The sequence below is a fragment of the Azospirillaceae bacterium genome (genome assembly GCA_028283825.1).
GTDB lineage: Bacteria > Pseudomonadota > Alphaproteobacteria > Azospirillales > Azospirillaceae > Nitrospirillum.
In genome coordinates, this window is the sequence record JAPWJW010000003.1 from 278,299 (window position 1) to 297,096 (window position 18,798).

Below are 18,798 nucleotides of genomic sequence, written 5' to 3' on the forward strand. Positions count from 1 at the left end.
GTGACCCAGCCCTATTCCACCGTCGCCATGACCGCGGCCGCGCCGTCGTTTGATGAGGATTTGCGCCGCATCGCCGCCCAGGAACAGCGCCTGGTGTTCGACCGGTTCGGGACGGAGCAGGCCTGGGCGCTGGGCGTCCGCTTGCGGGAGTGGGCGCTGAGCCGACAGACGGTGCTGGTGGTGGATATCTCCCTGCATCAGCGGCAGCTGTTCCGCTGGGCGTCGGATGGCGCCACCGCCGACCATGACGACTGGGTGCGGCGCAAGCGCAACGTCGCGCTGCGCTTTGGCCGCAGTTCCTATGCCGTGGGGCTGGAACTGACGCAGAAGGGCACGACGCTGGAGGCCAAGAGCGGCCTGGCCCTGCGCGACTACGCTACCCATGGCGGCAGTGTGCCGCTGACGGTGGCGGGTACGGGCTGCGTCGGGGCGCTGACCGTTTCCGGCCTGCCGCAACGCGACGACCACACCCTGGCCATGGCCGAACTTGCCCACACGCTGGGGCACGACATCAGCGATATCGCGTTGACGTGAGGTTTTGTCGTTAAGCGCTTAGCGGTCCAGGGTTATGGGCCCGTCACGGGTGGTGCCCGTGTTGCTTTCCGGCGACTTGGTCAGGGTGTCGCCCCGGCTGCGCTTTTCCTCGTGCTTGCCGTAGATCTTGTCCAGGCGATCGAACTCTTCCCGATGGAAGGCTTCGACCTCATCCCGGTTGCCGAACTGCGGTGCCGTCACGATGATTTCGTCCACCGGGCCTTCGGTGCGCGGCGGGGCGATGGCGTCCGGATCCTGCGGTGGCGCCACCTGGGCCTTCACCACCGTGGTGGGCAGGCCGTTCTTGTCAAAGCCGGGCTTGTCCGCAGCGGGCTTGGCGGCGTCGGCCGCGCCAGGCTGGGCATTGGCCTGGGCGAAGGCCGCGGGCGCCAACGCCAGCGGAGCGGCCAGGACCGTCAGGGCGAGCGCCGCCCGGCCCAGGAGAGCCGAGGACGAACGAACGCGATAGGGGGAGATACGGGCGAACACGGGAAAAATCTCCGCAGCGACGGTTATATAGCTTAACACGTGGCGGGCTCCTGCCAACTGTTGCCTGCCCGCGATACCTGCGCGCGTCCGTTGCAGACAGTGCGGGGATGGGGTGGTTGAAATCGAAAACCCTACCGTCATGTGGTACCGCGCGTGACGGGCGTCATTGTATCCAAGGGTCTAGGACCGATTTCCAGGCGGGGGCAAAGGGGACGCATGGCGGCATTTGACGACTATGTCGGCATCGACTGGACGGGCGCCTTGCCCGCCCGGGGAATCGCCATCGCCCATGGTGTGCCGTCGGATGGCCGCATCCATCTGGTCCCGCCGCCGGGCCGGCATTGGACGCGGCGCCAGGCCATGGATTGGGTGGCCGGTCGGGTCAGGGCCGCCCATGCCGCCGGCCGCACCGTACTGATCGGAATCGACTGCGGTTTTTCCCTGCCCTTCGTGCCTGGCTTGGGCTATCTGGATGGCCGCGTTCCGGGCGTGGGCGATGTGTTCGCCCTGTGGGATTTGGTGGACCAGGCCGCCGGCGACGGCCCGGGGGCGGAGGATTTCTGCGGCACGCCAGCGCTGGCCGACCCGCGCCTAGGGCCCAGCTTCTGGCTGGCGGGCAAGCGGCCGGCGCACTGGACGGATGAGGAGGGCGGCGGCAAGCGCCGGCTGGTGGAGCTGGTCTCCGCCCGCACCGGTGCGGGCCATCCCGTTTCCGTCTTCAACCTGGCGGCGGCGTCCAAGCAGGTGGGCAAGGCGTCGCTGGCGGGCATGCGGTCCTTGCGCTATCTGAAGGGGCGCTTGGGCGATGCGTTGGCCGTCTGGCCGGCGGAGGGTGCGCAAATGGACGGCCGGTCGGCGGTGGCGGAGATATTTCCCACCCTGTTCCGCCGCCGGGCGGTGGGCTTGGCCAAGATTCGCGATCGGGTGATGCTGGACGCGGCCTTGGCGTGGTTTGGCTGCCATGCGGCGCCGGACCTGCCGCCGGCCTTTGACGACCACGCCGGGGATGCGATGATCGCCGCCGCCGGCATGATGCGGCTGGCTGAACGCGACGCGGTGTGGGCGCCCATCGGGCTGGACCCGGGCACCGCCCGGCGCGAGGGCTGGATTTTCGGTGTCACCGGTACCGCGGAGGAGGGCGCATGAACCAGATCGTCGCGGTGGCGGTGGGTGGGGCCCTGGGCTCCGTCATGCGGTATCTGTCGCAGGTCTGGCTGGCCCGCTGGCTGGGCAACGGTTTCCCCTGGGGCACCTTGTTCGTGAACGTGGCCGGATCGCTGGTCATGGGTATCCTGGTGGAGGCAGCGGCCAAGGCGTGGAGCCCGTCGCCGGAGTTCCGCACCTTCCTGACGGTGGGGGTGCTGGGTGGGTTCACCACCTTTTCCTCGTTCTCGCTGGACGTGGGGACCTTGGTTGAGCGTGGGGATTTCGCCCCGGCGTTGGTGTATTTTGCGGCGACGCTGGTGGTCGGCGTCGGCAGTCTGTTTCTGGGCATGGCCCTGGTACGTGTGGTGGTGTCATGAGTGAAGAGGGTGGCCGCAAGGTCGAGATGCGATCGGTGACCGCCGATGAGGCGGAGATGCGTCTGGACCGCTGGTTCAAGCGGCATTTCCCGTTCCTGAGTCATATCCAGGTGGAAAAGCTGCTGCGCACCGGTCAGGTGCGGGTGGATGGCGGGCGCGCCAAGGGTGCCACCCGGCTGGCGGCCGGGCAGACTGTCCGCATTCCGCCCATGCCGGAACTGGCCCCCCTGAACCCGGACGCCGTGACGCGCAAGCCGCGCCCCGTCCTGTCGGACAAGGAGGTGAAGGCGCTACGCGACGCGGTGCTGTACCGCGACAGCGACGTCATCGTGCTGAACAAGGCCGCCGGCCTGGCGGTGCAGGGCGGCACCGGCCAGAACAAGCACCTGGACGCCATGCTGGACGTGCTGATGTTCGACGGCAAGGAACGGCCCAAGCTGGTCCACCGCCTGGACAAGGACACCAGCGGCTGCCTGGTGCTGGCCCGCACCAGCTTCGCCGCCACGCGCCTGGCCGCGTCCTTCCGGGGCAAGGACGCCCGTAAATACTATTGGACCGTCACCGTCGGCGTGCCCAAGCAGCACCAGGGCAAGATCGACGCCGCCCTGGCGAAAGAGGCCGGCACGCGCGGCGAACGCATGGCGGTGGATGAGGAAGAGGGGGCGCGCGCCGTCACCCTGTACCAGGTGGTGGAGAATGCGCATCGCCACGCCGCCTTCGTCGCCCTGTGGCCGCTGACCGGCCGCACCCACCAGCTGCGCGCCCATATGATCGCCATCGGCACGCCCATCCTGGGCGACGGCAAGTATGCGGGGCAGGAGGCCTTCCTGGCCGGCGGTGCGGAACTGGCCCGGCAGCTGCACCTGCATGCCCGCCGCATCATCATTCCCAACCCGCGTGGCGGCAAAGCCATCGACGTGACGGCCCCCCTGCCGCCGCACATGCAGAAAACCTGGGAATATTTCGGTTTCGATATGAAAGACGGCGACCCGTTCGCCAGCTATTCGTAAAGGCGGGCATCGTGGCCGCCAACCGCCTGGCCCTGTTCGATTGTGACGGCACGTTGGTGGACAGCCAGCATGCCATCATCGCCGCCATGGCCGCCGGATTCCGCGCTCAAGGCCTGGCGCCGCCGCCCGATGAGGCGGTGCGGCGCCAGGTGGGCCTGTCGCTGGACGCCGCTGTCCGGGGCCTGCTGCCTGAGGGCGTCGATCCGGACGTGCTGGACGGGATCGCCGCCGCCTACCGCGACGCCTTCTTCGAGAACCGCACGCGCGGAGCCGTGGCGGAGCCGCTGTACCCTGGCCTGGTCCAGGCCCTCGATGCGCTGAATGCCGCGGGCTTCGTGCTGGGTGTCGCCACCGGCAAGTCCCGCCGCGGCCTGCTGGCGACGCTGGAGCATCACGGCCTGAGCGACCGCTTCGTGACCCTGCAGACCAGCGACCTGCCGCCCGGCAAGCCGGCGCCGGACATGGCGTTGCGCGCGATCTTCGAGGCGGGGGCGGAACCCTGCACCACCGTGGTCATCGGCGACACCACGTACGATATGCTGATGGCGCGCAACGCCCGCACCCGCGCCCTGGGCGTGGCCTGGGGCTATCACGCGCCGGTGGACCTGCTGGCGGCGGGTGCCGCCCGCGTGGTCCATGATTACGCCGAGGTGCCGGCGGCGGTGGCCGCCCTGGTGCCTGCCTAAGACGGAAAATGACGATGAAGCGCATCTACAAGACGGTGGCCGTGGTGCCGGCGGAAAACGGCGGCTGGCAGGTTCAACTGGATGCCCGCATCCTGAGGTCGCCGGCCAAGGCCGACCTGGTGCTGCCGACCGAGGGGCTGGCCCAGGCCATCGCCGCCGAATGGGATGCCCAGGGTGAGACGGTGAAGCCCGATACCATGCCCATGATGCAATTGGCCTCCACCTGCGTCGACCGGGTGGGGCCACAGCGGGCCACCATCCTGGACGGCACGGCGGCTTACGGCGGGACCGACCTGCTGTGTTACCGCGCCGACCAGCCGGCGGCCCTGGTGGAGCGGCAGGCCAAGGGCTGGCAGCCGCTGCTGGATTGGGCGGCCCTGCGCTACGACGCGCTGCTGCAGGTGACCGCCGGCATCATGCACCGCGCCCAGGACCCGGCGGCGCTGAACGCCCTGAAGCGTGCGCTGGAGGAACTGGACGCCTGGCAACTGACCGGCGTCCAGAACCTGGTGTCGCTGACCGGTTCTCTGGTGCTGGGCCTGGCCGCGTTCGAGGGCCGCATAGACGCCACCCAGATCTTCGACCTGGCCGAACTCGACGAGTCGTTCCAAATCGAGCAGTGGGGCGAGGATGATGAGGCGCGGGAACGGCGGGACGGGTTGAAGGCCGACCTGGTTGCCAGTTTACGTTACCTGGACTTGATCAAGGCCTAACCGTCCGCGTGACGGAAAAGGTTGGAAATGGGGAAACGAACCGCCCTTATATGCAGGTGCGAAATGATTCCGCCGCCCTGCATATAAGGACCCTTGCCCCCATGACCTTCGACCAGCTTGAAGCCAAGATGCGCGCCTCGCTGTCCCAATTCACCGGCCTGGGGGCCAAGGTGAAGTTCGACTTCGGCGGCGATGGCGCCTTGTTCCTGGACGCGACCAAGGTGCCCACCGTGTCGCGCGATCCGGTGGACGTGAACACCACGCTGAAAATCTCGCTGGCCGATTTCGTGAAGCTCAGCGAAGGAAAGCTCAGCCCCACCCTGGCCTTCACCTTCGGCAAGCTGAAGGTCCAGGGTGACATGGGCGTCGCGATGAGGCTCGCCTCCATGCTGGATGACTGAGCGGGTCTACGCCGGCTTGATCGCCTGGGCGAATTTGAACAGCCCGCCGGGGTCGACATCCCTCTTCACCTTTTGCAGGTCGCCGTAGTTCTCGGCGTAATAGGCGCTCTGCCAATCCTTCAGCGCCGGGTCGGGGAAGTTCTGGTAGGCGCCGCCCATGGGCGTCAGGCGGCGCACACTGTCATAGAACTGCTGCTGCCAGACCAGGTTGTCCGACACCAGGCTGGGCGGGTCCCTGAGTTCCCACCAGTTGACCTCGCTGGAAAACAGCCAATCGAAGCCACGGTGGACGAAGGCCGTGTCCGTGGGCTTCACCTTGTTCACTTCCCCGCCGACTTGGAAGAACTTGAAGGACGACGGCATGCTGGTGCCCGGCATGGCCCGGGCGGCGGCCATCATGTCCGCGACCGCCTTTTCCGTCAGGTCCGCCGTCTTCAGGAAGACCGATTGCTCCCGGTAAAAATAGGGGAAAGCCTCTTCGGAGAGGAAGTCCTGCCCTTCCCAGTAGGGCAGGTCGGTTTCGATCTGGCGGGGATGGTCCGCCTGCTCCAGCAGGTTGCCGAACAGTTCCTTCAGGGATGGTGTTCCCTTCGTTCCCGTATGAATTTGCCCCATGACGGAAACGACCAGGTCGTTGCCCTGGGCCCGTTGCTCCGGCGTGGGCGGGGTGACGTTTATCTTGCAGCCGAAGCTGGTGGGGGCCTCCTGCAGGCGATGCAGCAGTTCGTACAGCACCCGTTCCTGGTTCTTGCTCCAGGTCAGGATGAACACCGTGACGGACTTCACGTCGTAGGTCTGGAGCGTGAAGCTGGTGTTGACACCGAAATTGCCGCCGCCGCCGCCCTGGCAGGCCCACAGCAGCTTGGGATTGGTGGTGGCGCTGGCGGTCACCTTCTCGCCACCGGCCAGCACCAGGTCGGTGGAGCGCAGCAGGTCCGACCCGATGCCGTAGCGTCGCATGTTGAAGCCGACGCCGCCGCCCAGCAGGAAGCCGGCGGCGCCCACGCCTTCACATCGGCCGTGGGTGATGGTGCGGCCCATGCGTTCAAGCGCCCGATAGACCGCCACGTTGATGGTGCCGCCCTGGATGATGACGCGGTCGCCATCCACCTTGATCTTGGCCATGGGCGACATGTCGATCAGCAGGCCCGAGGTGGTGGAGAAGCCGGCGTAGTTATGGCCGCCGGAGCGAACGGCGAAGGGGGTGTTGGTGTTCTGTGCCCATTTCAGACAGGCGCTGACGTCGGCGTCGTTTTGGCAGCGTGCGATGGCGGCCGGGCGCTGGGAGTAGGACAGATTGTTGACCTGGGAGTAATTGCCGAAATAGGCGTCGTTGGGCAGCACCAGGTCGCCCGTCAGCGCCCGCGCCAGGTCGGACCACGCCCCTTTGCTCAGCACGCGGGGCAGCGGATGCAGTTCCACGCCCGGGTCGGCCAACAGCTGCTGCGCCTTGGCCGGCAGGCTGGCCCCCACCACCAGGGCGCCCAGCCCCTTCAGGATCGACCGCCGGGCCGTCGCTGTTTCGAACACCATTTGCCACACTCCATATGTGTATAGTGCGGCTAGTTATTCTCCTATTTGTATATGTCGCGCAAGGGGCTTTGCCCTTCCATTCCTATCGCTTCAGGCTGAGCCAGACATTGTGCCCGTCGTGGAAGGCCTGGACGTCCACCGTATCGCCCGCCATCAGTTCCATGGGCCGGCGCGGCAGGTACAGCCCCACCTGCCAGCCCGAGGCGTCGGTTGGCGTCAGGGGGCTGTTCTCGAACTCCACCCCATCCCACAGCTTCAGCCATATCCATTGCAGCAGGCCCACGGCGCGGCCGTCGCGGATGACGGGCAGGGACAGGCCGCCCCGCCAGGGCCGGCCGGGCTGGGGATCGGTTAAATCGACCGCCACGGCCTGGAAGGGCTCGGACAGGGCGGTGAAATCCACCACGCGCTCCAGCCGGACGGCGCGTGGTGCCAGCCGGTTGAAGTCCGACAGGTCGAAACCGGCGGCCTCATCCACGAAGAAGGTGCGTTCCAGCACCGGGCTGTCGGCCAGCAGGGCGCGCACGCCGCCCGCCTGGGGGATCATGCGGGCATCGGTTGCCAGCAGGCGGTCCTTGGCATCGCGCACCGTTGGCAGCACCCGCTCCGACAGCAGGTCGCTGGACAGGATCTCCGACAGCAGCAGGTCGGCCGGGCGGGGCAGGTCCACGCCCGCGGCCAGGGCCGTCGATGGCTTGGCGATGACGGTGACGCGGTCGGCATAGCCGTTGGCGGCGATGATGCCGCGCGCCACCTCGGCGACGGCGGGGTTCGCTTCGCAGGTATAGACATGGGCCGCCCCGGCGCGGGCGGCCATCATGGCCAGGATGCCGGACCCGGTGCCGATCTCCAGCACCAAATCGCCGGGTCGCACGGCGGCGCGGATGGCCGCCTCATAGGCACGGTTGCGCGCCGCGTCGTTCATCATGGGAACATGCCAGCGCGGTGTCAGCGCCGTGCGCAGCTTGTTCAGCTGTAGTTCCGCCTCGATGAAGTCCGGCCTCAGATCCAGGGCGGCTTCGGCATGGACCGCGGCCTCCGCCAGGCGGCCCAGGTCACGCAGGGATGCCGCCAGGTTGAAGCGGTTGATGGCGTCGTCCGGTTCCGCCGCCACGGCGCGGGCGAAACTTTCCGCCGCCTCGTTGGCATGGCCCAGCTTCTGGTGGCACAGGCCGATGTTGAAGTCGCGGCCGCGCCAGGTGGGGTCCAGGCTGACGGCCTTGCGGAAGGCGTCCAGCGCCTCTTTCCATAGGCCCAGATGCTTGCGCACCGTGCCCAGGTTCCAATGCACGGCCGAGGCGCGCGGCATCTGGCGCGCCACATCGCGGTAGACGGTCTCCGCCTCCGCCCAGCGGCCGTTGTTCTGGTGGTCCACGCCGATGGCGAACAACTCTTGCGCCGAGATGGCGGGGGCTGCGGGCGTGGCGGGCTTGGCGGCGGATTTCGGCGGGGGCTTGGCCATGGATCAGGGCGTCAGGCTGTGGCCGAAACGATGGGTCCAATCACCGCCGGGGCAGGCCAGGCCATCGCCCGCCTTGCAGAAGTGATTGGTATAGGCTGTGAACTCCGCCCGTCCCACCACCCGGTCCAGGGGCACGAAGCCCAGGTCGGGATAGGGGAAGCGGCTATCCTGGCTGTTGTCGCGGTTGTCGCCCATCAGGAAGACGGCGCCGGCGGGCACGGTATAGACACCGGTATTGTCGGCCGGCACTTCACGGTCGCGCTGTAGGACGGCGTGGGATGCCAGCGTGCCGTCATCGGCCGGCAGTTCCTCGACATATTCGGTGACGTGCATCACCCGGCCCTGGTCGTCCCGGTAATCATAGGCGCCGGTTTCATGGCGGGCCACCAGCGCCCCGTTCAGCACCAGGCGGCCATGGACCAGTTGCACCGTGTCGCCCGGCAGGCCGATGACGCGCTTGACCAGTGCGTCACGGGTGCCCTCGGGCTTCAGCACGACGATATCGCCCCGCCGGGGCAGGGAGCCCAGCACGCGGCCATTGGGAACGAGGCCGGCGGGCAGCGCGATGTCCGTTGAGTGGCGGCTGTAGCCATAGGCGTATTTGGCGGCGAAGAAATGATCCCCCACCGCCAGGGTGGGCAGCATGCTTTCCGATGGGACGTAGTAATTGGCGAAGGCCAGGCTTCGGAAAGACAGCACGCAGACCGCCCAGATCAGCAGGAACCGTCCCCATTCCAGTGCGCGCCGCATGCGTTTTCTCCCCAAAGGCCATCCATCGGTTGCCACGATCCAGCGGCCGGCAACCACAGCGTGGATGATGGGCCAGCGACCCCATCCTTGTCCATGATACCGTTGGCGATCATGTGCCGGAACCGTCGGCCCCGCGGCGGCGTTGGCGCTAGGCCGAGGTGCCGCTATACCGTTGCGGCGCTGACCGATCCGGAGCCTTGCCGCCATGCCTGACCCCACCATCCCTGAATCCAGGCCCATCCATCCCGACGGTGCCAGCCGCATCGCGACGCACGTCACCCTGCATGGCCGGGTGCAGGGTGTGTTCTATCGCAACTGGACGGTGGACCAGGCGCTGGGCCTGGGGCTGGACGGCTGGGTGCGCAACCGCAACGACGGTACGGTGGAGGCGGTGTTCGCCGGCACGCCGCACGCGGTGGCGGACATGGTCACCCGCTGCCGGCGCGGGCCACCGCACGCGGTGGTGACGGACGTGGACGCGAAGCCGGTTGCCGACCCCGGCGCTACCGGATTCCACAAGCTGCCGACCGTATAAAGACCAACGGCACGGGAAAGCCCGTGCCGTTGAGGAAGGTGCCGACGTGTGCGGAACAAGAAAAACTCAGACCGCCGCCTGTTGCCGGGCTTCGTTGGGATCGCGCAGCACGTAGCCGCGGCCCCAGACGGTTTCGATGTAGTTGCTGCCGTCCGTGGCCTGCGCCAGCTTCTTGCGCAGCTTGCAGACGAAGACGTCGATGATCTTCAGTTCCGGCTCATCCATCCCGCCGTAGAGATGGTTCAGGAACATCTCCTTCGTCAGGGTGGTGCCCTTGCGCAGCGAGAGCAGTTCCAGGATGCCGTATTCCTTGCCCGTCAGGTGCAGGGGCTGGCCGCCGACCTCCACCGAACGGGTGTCCAGGTTCACGGTCAGCGGGCCGGTGCGGATGACGCTGTCGGAATGACCCTTGCTGCGGCGGACGATGGCCTGCATGCGGGCCAGCAGTTCGCGCTTGTCGAAGGGCTTGGTCAGATAGTCGTCGGCCCCGAAGCCCAGGCCCTTCAGCTTGGCGTCCAGTTCCGTCAGACCCGACAGGATCAGGATGGGGGTAGCCACGCGGGCGGACCGCAGGCGGCGCAGGACCTCATACCCGTCGATGTCGGGCAGCATCAGGTCCAGGATGATGATGTCGTAATCATAGAGCTTCCCGATCTCCAGCCCATCTTCGCCGAGATCGGTGATGTCCACGATAAAACCTTCGGACTTGAGCATCAGTTGGATGCTCTTGGCCATTGAGGGATCGTCTTCTACGACCAGCACTCTCATGGGCGTCTTCCTTGAAAGAGGTGTAGTCTCAAGGGCGCGGGACATTAACTGCCGACTAGGTTAACAGATGCTGCGGCATTATGCTACGCGGGTAAGGCTATCCTTTAGCTAGCCCACCCGTTGTGGGCGCGACCTTCCGGCGTGTGCGCCGTGATAAGCGTTCCGGGGCCGTAACGGCTTGATTTTGGTGGATGTTAAGGGTGTCGCCCATGGTCCTGTTGCACGATCCCAGCGTTCTGATCCCCGAGATCGACGCGATCACCCCCTTCAAGATCTTTGGGCGTGTGTCATCTGTGCTGGGCATGCTGGTGGAGGTCGGCGGGGTGGAGCGCCGCCTGTCCATCGGCGGGCGCTGCCGCGTCATCTCGCGCGGGGGGCGCGCCGTGCCGTGCGAGGTGGTGGGCTTCCGCAATGGCAAGGCCCTGCTGCTGCCCTTCGGCACGCTGGAGGATATCGGCCTGGGCTGCCGGGCGGAGGTGGCGGAAGGCCAGCCGGAAATCCATCCCACGCCGGCCTGGCTGGGTCGGGTGATCAACGCCCTGGGCGAACCGCTGGACGGTAAGGGCCCTCTGCCCATGGGGCCGCTGGGCAATCCCATCAAGGCCGCCCCGCCCCAGGCCAGCACGCGCAAGCGGGTGGGGGAGAAGATCGACCTGGGCGTCCGCGCCATGAACACCTTCCTGTCCTGCTGCCGCGGGCAGCGCATGGGCATCTTCGCCGGTTCCGGCGTCGGCAAGTCGGTGCTGATGTCCATGCTGGCGCGCTACACTGCCGCCGGCGTCACCGTCATCGGGCTGATCGGCGAACGCGGGCGCGAGGTGCAGGAGTTCATCGAGGACGACCTGGGCGAGGAAGGCCTGGCCCGCAGCGTGGTGGTGGTGGCCACCAGTGACGAGCCGCCGCTGATGCGCCGCCAAGCGGCCTATATGACCTTCGCGGTGGCGGAGCATTTCCGCGACCAGGGCCAGGACGTGCTGTGCATGATGGACAGTGTCACCCGCTTCGCCATGGCCCAGCGCGAGATCGGCCTGTCGGCGGGGGAGCCGCCGACCACCAAGGGCTATCCGCCCACCGTGTTCGCCGAACTGCCCCGCCTGCTGGAACGCGCGGGGCCGGGCGCGGGCGACGGTACCATCACCGGCCTGTTCACCGTGCTGGTCGACGGCGACGACCATAACGAGCCCATCGCCGACGCCGTGCGCGGCATCCTGGACGGCCACATCGTCATGGAACGCCGCATCGGGGAGCGCGGGCGTTTTCCCGCCATCAACATCCTGCGCAGCGTGTCGCGCACCATGCCCGACTGCAACACGGAGGAGGAGAACCAGCTGGTCACCGCCGCGCGGCGCTTCATGTCCTCCTACGCGGATATGGAGGAGATGATCCGCCTGGGCGCCTACCGCAAGGGCAGCGACCCCATGGTGGACCGCGCCATCGAACTGAACCCGCATATCGAGGGTTTCTTGCGCCAAGGCCGGCACGAACGCAGCGACCTTGCCACCGGCTACGCGCAATTGCAGGCCATCCTGAACGGCGCCAGTTGGCCCATCGGCTGAGGTAGCGGGCGATGAAAAGCCTGAAGACCCTGATCCGGCTGCACAAGAACGAGGTGGACGAAAAGCGCCGCCGCCTGACGCAGTTGCGTGAGCGGGAGGAGGAACTGACGGAACGCCGCCGCCAGTTCGAGGAACAGGTGGAGGTCGAGCGCAAGCTGTCCGGCACCTCGCTGGACCTGTCCTTCACCATCGCCGCCTACCTGAAGCAGGCCAAGATCCAGCGCAATGCCCTGGAACAGGCCAAGCACCAGTTGCATGCCCTGATCGTGGAGGCGGAGGAGGAACTGGCCACCGCCTTCCAGGAACTGAAGCGCTTCGAGCTGGCGGAGGAGGAACGCATCCGCCAGGAGAAGGCCGAGTTCGCCCGCAAGGAGGCCCTGATGCTGGATGAGATCGCCGCCCAGCGCCACACGCGCCAGCACGAGGGCGATTTCGGCGAGGAGTGAACCGGACGGAGTCCGCGTAATGGTGAGGTTTCCGACCCTTCTGATACTGCTGTCGTGCGCGGCCGCCCCGGCCTGTGTCCGTGTCAAACCCGTCTCCTTCGCCATCAGGAGCGTGCATGTCGATCAGGCCGGCATCTGGTAGGAAAAGTCGGATGGGGACGAGACGCGCGAGACCTGCGCCCGCTTCCACCTGACCGACAGGGCGGCCACGCGCTGGTTCGCCAAGGCGAAGGAAGTGACCGAGCATGCCTGGCGGGAGGAACTGGATTGGACCCAGTGCTTCGCCAAGGGCACGCTGACCACGGCGGATGGAAAGACCTACACCTGGGACCTGGATCGGTCGGGCCGGGGGCAGGTCCATGTTTCGGGTGAGGTCTCGGCCTATCTCTCGGGGGCCGAACTGCCCTTTGATGCCCGGTGACAACCTTGCGGCCCAGCGTCACGCCGGGCGAAAGGGGGACGACTTCCGGCGCGAAACCCGTGACAAGAAGGACAGCGGGTTGGTGGCCGGAGGGTGGCGTGATGAAATGGGTGTGTGGGATTCTGGTGGTGTTGGCGTGCGCCGGGGCGGAGGCCAAGCCCACGTCCTTCACCGTGCGCGGCGTGCATGTCGAGAAGGACGGCCTGTGGGGTGGCCAGTCGGGCGGTGCCGAGACACCGGAGAAATGCGCCCACTTCCGCCTTTCCGGTGAGGCGCTGCTCCACTGGTTCCGTCAGGCGAATGAGGTTGGCGTGCAGGCCTGGCGTCAGGACGTCGGGCAGACCAGCTGTTTCGCCAAGGGCACCCTGACCACGACCAAGGGTGAGACCTATAATTGGGTGCTCGACCGGTCGGGCCAGGCCCGGGTGCATACCTCCGCCACCACCTCGGTCTACCTGTCGGGTCCGGAACTGCCGTTCGCCAGTAACTAATTGAAATCGTCGGGGTGGGGCCCCAGGCGGCCCCTGGGATCGTCCAGGCCGGCGATGCGGGCGTGGTCGGCCTCATCAAGGCGGAAGTCGAAAATCGCGATGTTCTCGCGGATGCGGTGGGCGGTGGCCGATTTGGGGATGGGGCTGAGGCCCAAATCCAGGTGCCAGCGCAGTGCGATCTGCGCCGGCGTGCGTTCGTGCTTGTGGGCGATGTCGCGCAACACCGGATCGTCCAGCAAACGGCCCTGGCCCAGGGGGCTCCAGCACTGGGTGGCGATGCCGTGGTCGGCGTGGAAGGCGCGTAGTTCGCGCTGTTGGAAGCGGGGGTGCAGTTCCACCTGGTTCACCGCCGGGACCACGCCCGTTTCGTCCATCAGGCGGGTCAGCTGAAGGGGCGTGAAGTTGGACACGCCGATGGACCGCGCCTTGCCGCCGTCACGCAGGCCGATCAGCGCCCGCCAGGTTTCCACATAGCGGTTCATGGCCGGGGTGGGCCAGTGGATGAGGTAGAGGTCCACGGCATCCAGGCCCAGCCGGCCCAGGCTTTCGTCCAACGCCGCCGCCGGCCGCGCCGTCCCGTGGCCGTCGTTCCACAGCTTGGTGGTGATGAAGATTTTGCCGCGGGGGATGGCTGTGCGCCGCAGGCCGGCGCCCACACCCGGTTCATTGCGGTAGATGGCGGCCGTGTCCACCAGGCGATAGCCCGCCTCCAGCGCGATGGCCACGGCCGGGGTGCATTGGGCATCCGGCATGGGCCAGACGCCCAGGCCCAGCTGGGGCATGGCATGGCCGTCGTTCAGGATCAGGGTGGGTTGCTCGGTCATGCGCGGATCCGGCCTGGCTGGAAATCTTAACCAAGATGGTTCGCCTGGTCTGAGGGGCAAGGGCCCTTAGATACGGGTCGCCGGCATGACGCCGCCGCCGGACGCCTGCTGCTGGGCATGCTCGACCCAGCCGTGGGCGCCCGTCTGGAACGCCAGGGTGCCGCTATAACCCACAGCCATCAGGCTGTTGCTGTAGATGCTGTGCAGTTCCCGCGTCAGATCGCTGGGCAGCAGCTTGCGGGTGCGGATCACCATGTCGAACCGGCCCGTCCAGATCAGGCCGTCCAGCTGCATGGCGCCTAGCTGGGACAGTTGCAGGTCGATCAGGAAACGGCGCAGGACCTTGGGCGGCCGGGGGCCGCTGACGGCGGCCTCTTCATCCTCATCCTCGTCGTTCACGGCGCGGACATGGACCTGCAGGCGCCCCACCTCATCCCCGAAGGGCACGGCGTAGGTGCGCCATCCCTCCTTGCTGGGCTCCGCCGCCTGGGCGGCGATGCTGTTGAAGTCGTCCGTCAGCCGGGCGGACAGGCGGCCGCGTCCGGCCTTGCTCAGGGTGGACATGGCCTCGCCCCCCAGCCAGCCGCTGGCGTCGCCACCACGCAAGGCCGCCAGGAACACCACCAGCGTCTTGGTCAACTGCGGCGTGGGGCGGGGCAGCACGCTGTCGATCAGCTGGTGGGCCAGGGCGGGGTTGCTGGCGGCGATGACGGCCAGGGCCTCGCGCAGCGCCGGCCAGTCGCGGCCGCGCAGCGGATCGACGGCGGGCGGCACGGCATCCAGATCCTGCGCCGGGGCGGCGGCGGGGGCCAGTTCCACCTTGGTGCCGACGGGCAGGTCGGTGCGGGCCTGCAGCAGGAAGGTCCCCCGGGGCGTCTCCACCACCGGCTGGCCTGATCGGGTCAGGGCGACCACGGTGCCCTTGATGGTGGCCAGGGCGGGGGGCTGGTCCTTGGGTGCCAGGATGGGCGGCAGGGCGGTGTCCGGCTGGGCCGGGTCGGTCGCCATCTCCGGGGTCGGCACGGCCGCATCCGGCCGCTGGATGGAGACCAGGGTGAAGCTGAGGGTCTGGCCTGGGCTGGGATTGGCCGGCGCGTGCAGGGGGGAGGTGTAGGCACCGGCGGCGGGTGCCGCCGTCGCGGTCGGGCCGGTGGCGTCCGTGAGTGCCGCCGCCTGGGGCGCCAGGGCGCCGGGCAACATGCTGACGGCCGGCGTCATGCCGAGCCCCCGGGGCACGTTGGCGCCCTGGGGGGAGGACGGATCGGGTGCCGCCCCTGAAAGCGGCGTGCCGCCACCCATGGCCGGCGACGGACCGCCTTGGCCGGTGGGCATGGCCAAGGGCGGCGAAGCGGGCGGTGAAGCGCCAGGCGGGGACGCGTTGATCGGGAACGCCCCCGGTGTCGGGTTGGGCGCCCCCATCGATGGCATGGCGGGAACCGTGCCTGGGGTTGTGGCACCCGGTCCGGCGGGCGTCATGGTGGCTGGGGACGGCGTGCCGCTTGCCGGAACGGGGGAAAAAGGGGCGGTGGTGCCGGAGGGCAGGCCGGTTCGCACGAAGCCGGGGCGGGCGTTCAGGAACAGGCTGCCCGGGACGAAGGGCGTCTCATCCACCACCGGCCGGACCAGGCCGGATGCGCTGGACGGCGTGCCGGCCGTGGCGGCGTTGGCGGCGGCGGATTTGGCCGCCAGGTCGGGCAGCAGGCCTGGATCACCCAGCGCCGCCAACAGCGCCGCGGCGCGGCCAATGGGCGGTGCCGGGACTTGGGGCGGCGTTTGCGCCGTCGCCGCCGGGGATGTGGTGGTCGGTGCGGCTTGTGGAGAGGTTGATGGCGCGGCGGACGCCAGGTCGTCCGGTGTCACCATGGGCGGGGACGCCGGCGGCAGCGTGCTGGTGGGCGAAGAGTTCGTCGGGGCCGGCGTGGGCGTAGAGGGCCCGAAGTTGGCGGGCACGCCCAGGCCGGGCTTGGTCCCGGTGGCTGCCTGCCCGCCGCTGGGCAACAGGTCGGGCAACAGGTCGGCCAGCGACGGTGGGTTGTCGTCTGCCGGGCTGGGCGTCAGGCCGTCCGTGGCGTTGGCCAGCACATCACTTGTGAGGGCCGGTAGCCCTGCCGCGGGGGGGGCGCCGCCTTGGCTGGTGGATGCGCCGGAACTGGCGCTGGAATTGGCGGGCGGCGTCGGTGTCTGGCTGTTGGATTGCCGCGGCGTGTCGTCGGTCAGGTCGGGTTGGTCGCCGGTGTCGCCCTGGGCGCCGACGATAAGACCCAGGCCCAAGCCTTGACTGATCGTCGATGGATTGGCGGTGGCGGCGGTTGTCGGCGCGCTTTGGCTGGTGCTGGCCGGCGGTGGGCTCAGCATCACGGCGGCCAGCGTGGTGCCCACTTGCAGCGTCGGCAGGCTGGCCGCCGGCTGCGGCACGGTCGCCTGGGCCGGAACCTGGGTTTGGGGTTGCGCCTGGGCGGTGGCTGCCGTCTGCTGAGTATTGCCGCTGGTGGCTGGCGTCTGGGTGGCCGCCGCCTGCGCCAGCACCGTGGCGGTGGTGGCGGCACCCGTCGTCTGCGCCGGGATTTGCAGGGTCAGCGGCCGGTCGGTGGGCAGCGCCTGCTCCGTGCGCACCTGCACGTCGCCGGCGGCGGTGCGCACGGTGGCCTGGTTGCCCTGCTGGTCCGTCACCATGCCGCTGACGGCCAAGGCTCGCGTCAGGCCGGCCAGCTTGTCGGGCAGTTGCAGCACCGTCACCTGGCCGACAACGGACGCCCCGGCGCCCGCCCCCGCCTGGGCGGCGTTCCCGGTCGGCACGGACGGGGCGGGGATGTTGCTCATGGATAGCGACCCATCCCCTCCGCCACGCCGGATCAGCCCCCCAGGTTCAGCCGGTTGGCCACGTTTTCGATGTCGTGCGCGGCGTCAGACGTGGGGAAACGCACGAACAGGGGCGACTGGTTGCGGATGGCCTCGCGCACCTTGGCGTCGCGCCGGACGATGCCGCCCAGCTTGGGCGACATTTTCAGATAGCGCTGGCAGACGGTCAGCAGCTTCTCATACGTCTTTTCACCCAGCGCCTTGCTGTCGGCCATATTGATGACCACCCGCAGGTCGGCCATGGGGTTGGCCTGGTAGCTGAGCTTCAGGAAGGCGTAGGCGTCGGTGATGGAGGTCGGCTCGTCCGTCGTCACCACCAGGGTGGTGCCGGCGGGGCCGGAGAAGGTGCGGACCATGCGGTCCACGCCGGCACCCAGGTCGATGACCACCCAGTCATAGTTGCGGGCCACGTCCGACAGCTCGGTGCGCAGCTGGGTCAGCCGTGCCGGGGGCAGGTTGGCCAGTGTGCCGGTGCCGGAACGGCCGGCGATGATGTCGAACCCGCCCTCGGGGAAGCGTTGGGCCGCCCCTTGCAGGGTCACCATGCCGTCGATCACCTGGCCCAGGTCGCGCTTGGGCATCAGGCCCAGCTGGATGTCCACGTTGGCCAGGCCCAGATCGCCGTCGAACAGCAGCGTGCGCTTGCCGGTGCGCGCCAGGGCGTGTGCCAGGGTGACGGAGAAGAAGGTCTTGCCCACGCCACCCTTGCCGCTGGCCACCGCGATGACGTTCTGGCGGCGCAGGGGGGTGACGTTGTCGGCGGTGGCCGCGTTGGGGGAACCGGTCGGGGAGAGAAGGTCGTTCATGCGTGGGTCCCCGTTTGCTTGGCGCGGCGTTCGGTGGTCTCGGTGCCGGGCATCATCAGGCGGGCGAGCGATAGGGGTGACAAGGCGGTCAGGCCTTCGGCGGCGCGTGGGCTGGCGCTGGCGTCGCACAGGGCCAATCCGGCCTCGTGCGCGGCGGTCAGCATGCTGCCCAGGCGGCGGGCCATGTCCAGGCGGGTGGTCAGCAGGCGGCGCACACCCAGCGCGCGGAAGGCGCGGGCCATTTCCGCCGCTTCCACCGGGTCCATGCCGGCGGGCAGGACCAGCACGGGTTCGATGTCGGCGGCCACCAGGAAGTCGCGCAGGTCGTTCAGATCGGCCTGGCTGTAGGGGTTGCGGCCGGCACTGTCGACCAGCACCTGTTCCGCCCCGCGGTGCACGTCCAGCGCATCGGCCAGGGCCAGCGGATCCTCCACCGTCATCAGGCGCAGCTTCAGCACGCGGGTGAAGGCGGCCAACTGGTCGATGCCGCCGGCGCGCACGGTGTCGGTGGAGATCACGCCCACCGGCCGGCCTTTCAAGGCGGCGCGGGCGCACAGCTTGGCCACCGTCAGCGTCTTGCCCGCACCCGGCGGGCCCACCAGCATCAGCGGCCGGGGGAAGCGCCCCTCCGGCAGGGGCTGGAAATCGAAGACGGCCTCAAGGGCGGCGGCCAGCAGGGTCTGGGCGTCCTTGGCGTCGAAATCGGCGATGCTGTCCATCAGCCGCTGGTTCAGGTCGGCGGGTAGGCCGTGGCGGAACAGGATGTCCGTCACCTGGTCGGCGGGGTCGGGGGCCAGCGGGTCGGGATAGCGGTCATTGAGGCCGGGCATGCCGGGCCCGGGGATGGATTCCTCCACCGCCGCGGTCACCCGGACACCCACACCCTCTTCCTCGCGCGTGGCGACGATGATCGCGTCATCTCCCAGCACCTCCCGCACGAGGCGCATGGCCTCGCCCATGGTGGGCGCGTGAAAGGACTTCAGCCGCATGA

Annotated in this window: 21 protein-coding genes; 12 read left to right on the forward strand and 9 right to left on the reverse strand. The window is 68.4% G+C overall.

The window, feature by feature from the left end; translation table 11 throughout:
- Positions 1-534, forward strand: a complete 534-nt coding sequence (locus PW843_13240; GenBank protein MDE1147560.1) for a heme-degrading domain-containing protein — start codon at positions 1-3, stop codon at positions 532-534.
- Positions 535-552: 18 nt separating this feature from the next.
- Here PW843_13240 and PW843_13245 read toward each other — a convergent pair whose 3' ends face one another.
- A complete protein-coding gene (locus PW843_13245) occupies positions 553-1,062 on the reverse strand; it encodes a hypothetical protein (GenBank protein ID MDE1147561.1) in 510 nt (169 codons plus the stop codon).
- Positions 1,063-1,239: 177 nt separating this feature from the next.
- Between PW843_13245 and PW843_13250 the strand changes: the two genes are divergently transcribed.
- From PW843_13250 to PW843_13275, 6 genes are all read left to right on the forward strand, one after another.
- The gene (locus PW843_13250) at positions 1,240-2,169 is read left to right on the forward strand and encodes a hypothetical protein (GenBank protein MDE1147562.1); all 930 of its coding nucleotides are present in this window, start codon (positions 1,240-1,242) and stop codon (positions 2,167-2,169) included.
- On the forward strand, positions 2,166-2,546 hold the full coding sequence (crcB, locus tag PW843_13255) for a fluoride efflux transporter CrcB (protein ID MDE1147563.1): 381 nt from the start codon (positions 2,166-2,168) through the stop codon (positions 2,544-2,546). Before PW843_13250 ends, crcB begins: the two co-directional genes overlap by 4 nt.
- A complete protein-coding gene (locus tag PW843_13260; protein MDE1147564.1) occupies positions 2,543-3,556 on the forward strand; it encodes an RluA family pseudouridine synthase in 1,014 nt (337 codons plus the stop codon). Before crcB ends, PW843_13260 begins: the two co-directional genes overlap by 4 nt.
- Before the next feature lie 11 nt (positions 3,557-3,567).
- The gene (locus tag PW843_13265) at positions 3,568-4,242 is read left to right on the forward strand and encodes an HAD-IA family hydrolase (GenBank protein ID MDE1147565.1); all 675 of its coding nucleotides are present in this window, start codon (positions 3,568-3,570) and stop codon (positions 4,240-4,242) included.
- Between the two features lie 14 nt (positions 4,243-4,256).
- A complete protein-coding gene (locus tag PW843_13270) occupies positions 4,257-4,955 on the forward strand; it encodes an ATPase (protein MDE1147566.1) in 699 nt (232 codons plus the stop codon).
- Between the two features lie 101 nt (positions 4,956-5,056).
- Complete coding sequence (locus tag PW843_13275) at positions 5,057-5,356, forward strand: SCP2 sterol-binding domain-containing protein (protein MDE1147567.1); 300 nt, start codon at positions 5,057-5,059, stop codon at positions 5,354-5,356.
- 6 nt (positions 5,357-5,362) lie between these two features.
- On the opposite strand, the gene PW843_13280 is transcribed toward PW843_13275, so the two are convergent.
- The 3 genes from PW843_13280 to lepB all read right to left on the reverse strand — a co-directional run bounded on the left by PW843_13280 (position 5,363) and on the right by lepB (position 9,101).
- Positions 5,363-6,889, reverse strand: coding sequence for an FAD-binding oxidoreductase (locus tag PW843_13280; protein ID MDE1147568.1), 1,527 nt, complete (start codon positions 6,887-6,889; stop codon positions 5,363-5,365).
- A gap of 82 nt (positions 6,890-6,971) precedes the next feature.
- Positions 6,972-8,351: a tetratricopeptide repeat protein gene (locus tag PW843_13285; GenBank protein ID MDE1147569.1), complete on the reverse strand. Its 1,380-nt coding sequence runs from the start codon at positions 8,349-8,351 to the stop codon at positions 6,972-6,974.
- 3 nt (positions 8,352-8,354) lie between these two features.
- Complete coding sequence (gene lepB, locus PW843_13290; protein ID MDE1147570.1) at positions 8,355-9,101, reverse strand: signal peptidase I; 747 nt, start codon at positions 9,099-9,101, stop codon at positions 8,355-8,357.
- A 205-nt stretch (positions 9,102-9,306) separates the two neighbouring features.
- Between lepB and PW843_13295 the strand changes: the two genes are divergently transcribed.
- On the forward strand, positions 9,307-9,636 hold the full coding sequence (locus tag PW843_13295; protein MDE1147571.1) for an acylphosphatase: 330 nt from the start codon (positions 9,307-9,309) through the stop codon (positions 9,634-9,636).
- Positions 9,637-9,702: 66 nt separating this feature from the next.
- On the opposite strand, the gene PW843_13300 is transcribed toward PW843_13295, so the two are convergent.
- Positions 9,703-10,404, reverse strand: coding sequence for a response regulator transcription factor (locus tag PW843_13300; GenBank protein ID MDE1147572.1), 702 nt, complete (start codon positions 10,402-10,404; stop codon positions 9,703-9,705).
- A 209-nt stretch (positions 10,405-10,613) separates the two neighbouring features.
- Between PW843_13300 and fliI the strand changes: the two genes are divergently transcribed.
- The 4 genes from fliI to PW843_13320 all read left to right on the forward strand — a co-directional run bounded on the left by fliI (position 10,614) and on the right by PW843_13320 (position 13,318).
- On the forward strand, positions 10,614-11,960 hold the full coding sequence (gene fliI, locus PW843_13305; protein ID MDE1147573.1) for a flagellar protein export ATPase FliI: 1,347 nt from the start codon (positions 10,614-10,616) through the stop codon (positions 11,958-11,960).
- Positions 11,961-11,971: 11 nt separating this feature from the next.
- Positions 11,972-12,406 (forward strand): flagellar FliJ family protein, encoded by a 435-nt coding sequence (locus PW843_13310; protein MDE1147574.1) that lies wholly within the window; start codon positions 11,972-11,974, stop codon positions 12,404-12,406.
- Between the two features lie 235 nt (positions 12,407-12,641).
- Positions 12,642-12,827 carry a hypothetical protein gene (locus PW843_13315; GenBank protein MDE1147575.1) on the forward strand — a complete coding sequence of 62 codons (186 nt, stop codon included), beginning with the start codon at positions 12,642-12,644 and terminating at the stop codon, positions 12,825-12,827.
- A gap of 101 nt (positions 12,828-12,928) precedes the next feature.
- Positions 12,929-13,318 (forward strand): hypothetical protein, encoded by a 390-nt coding sequence (locus tag PW843_13320; protein ID MDE1147576.1) that lies wholly within the window; start codon positions 12,929-12,931, stop codon positions 13,316-13,318.
- Here the strand turns inward: PW843_13320 and PW843_13325 are convergent.
- The 4 genes from PW843_13325 to PW843_13340 form a co-directional block, all read right to left on the reverse strand.
- On the reverse strand, positions 13,315-14,142 hold the full coding sequence (locus PW843_13325; protein MDE1147577.1) for an aldo/keto reductase: 828 nt from the start codon (positions 14,140-14,142) through the stop codon (positions 13,315-13,317). The two genes, PW843_13320 and PW843_13325, sit on opposite strands and share 4 nt — an antisense overlap.
- Positions 14,143-14,208: 66 nt before the next feature.
- Positions 14,209-16,962: a hypothetical protein gene (locus PW843_13330; GenBank protein ID MDE1147578.1), complete on the reverse strand. Its 2,754-nt coding sequence runs from the start codon at positions 16,960-16,962 to the stop codon at positions 14,209-14,211.
- Positions 16,963-16,994: 32 nt separating this feature from the next.
- The gene (locus PW843_13335) at positions 16,995-17,807 is read right to left on the reverse strand and encodes a MinD/ParA family protein (GenBank protein ID MDE1147579.1); all 813 of its coding nucleotides are present in this window, start codon (positions 17,805-17,807) and stop codon (positions 16,995-16,997) included.
- Positions 17,804-18,796 (reverse strand): GTPase, encoded by a 993-nt coding sequence (locus tag PW843_13340; GenBank protein ID MDE1147580.1) that lies wholly within the window; start codon positions 18,794-18,796, stop codon positions 17,804-17,806. Before PW843_13340 ends, PW843_13335 begins: the two co-directional genes overlap by 4 nt.
- Positions 18,797-18,798: the final 2 nt, after the last annotated feature.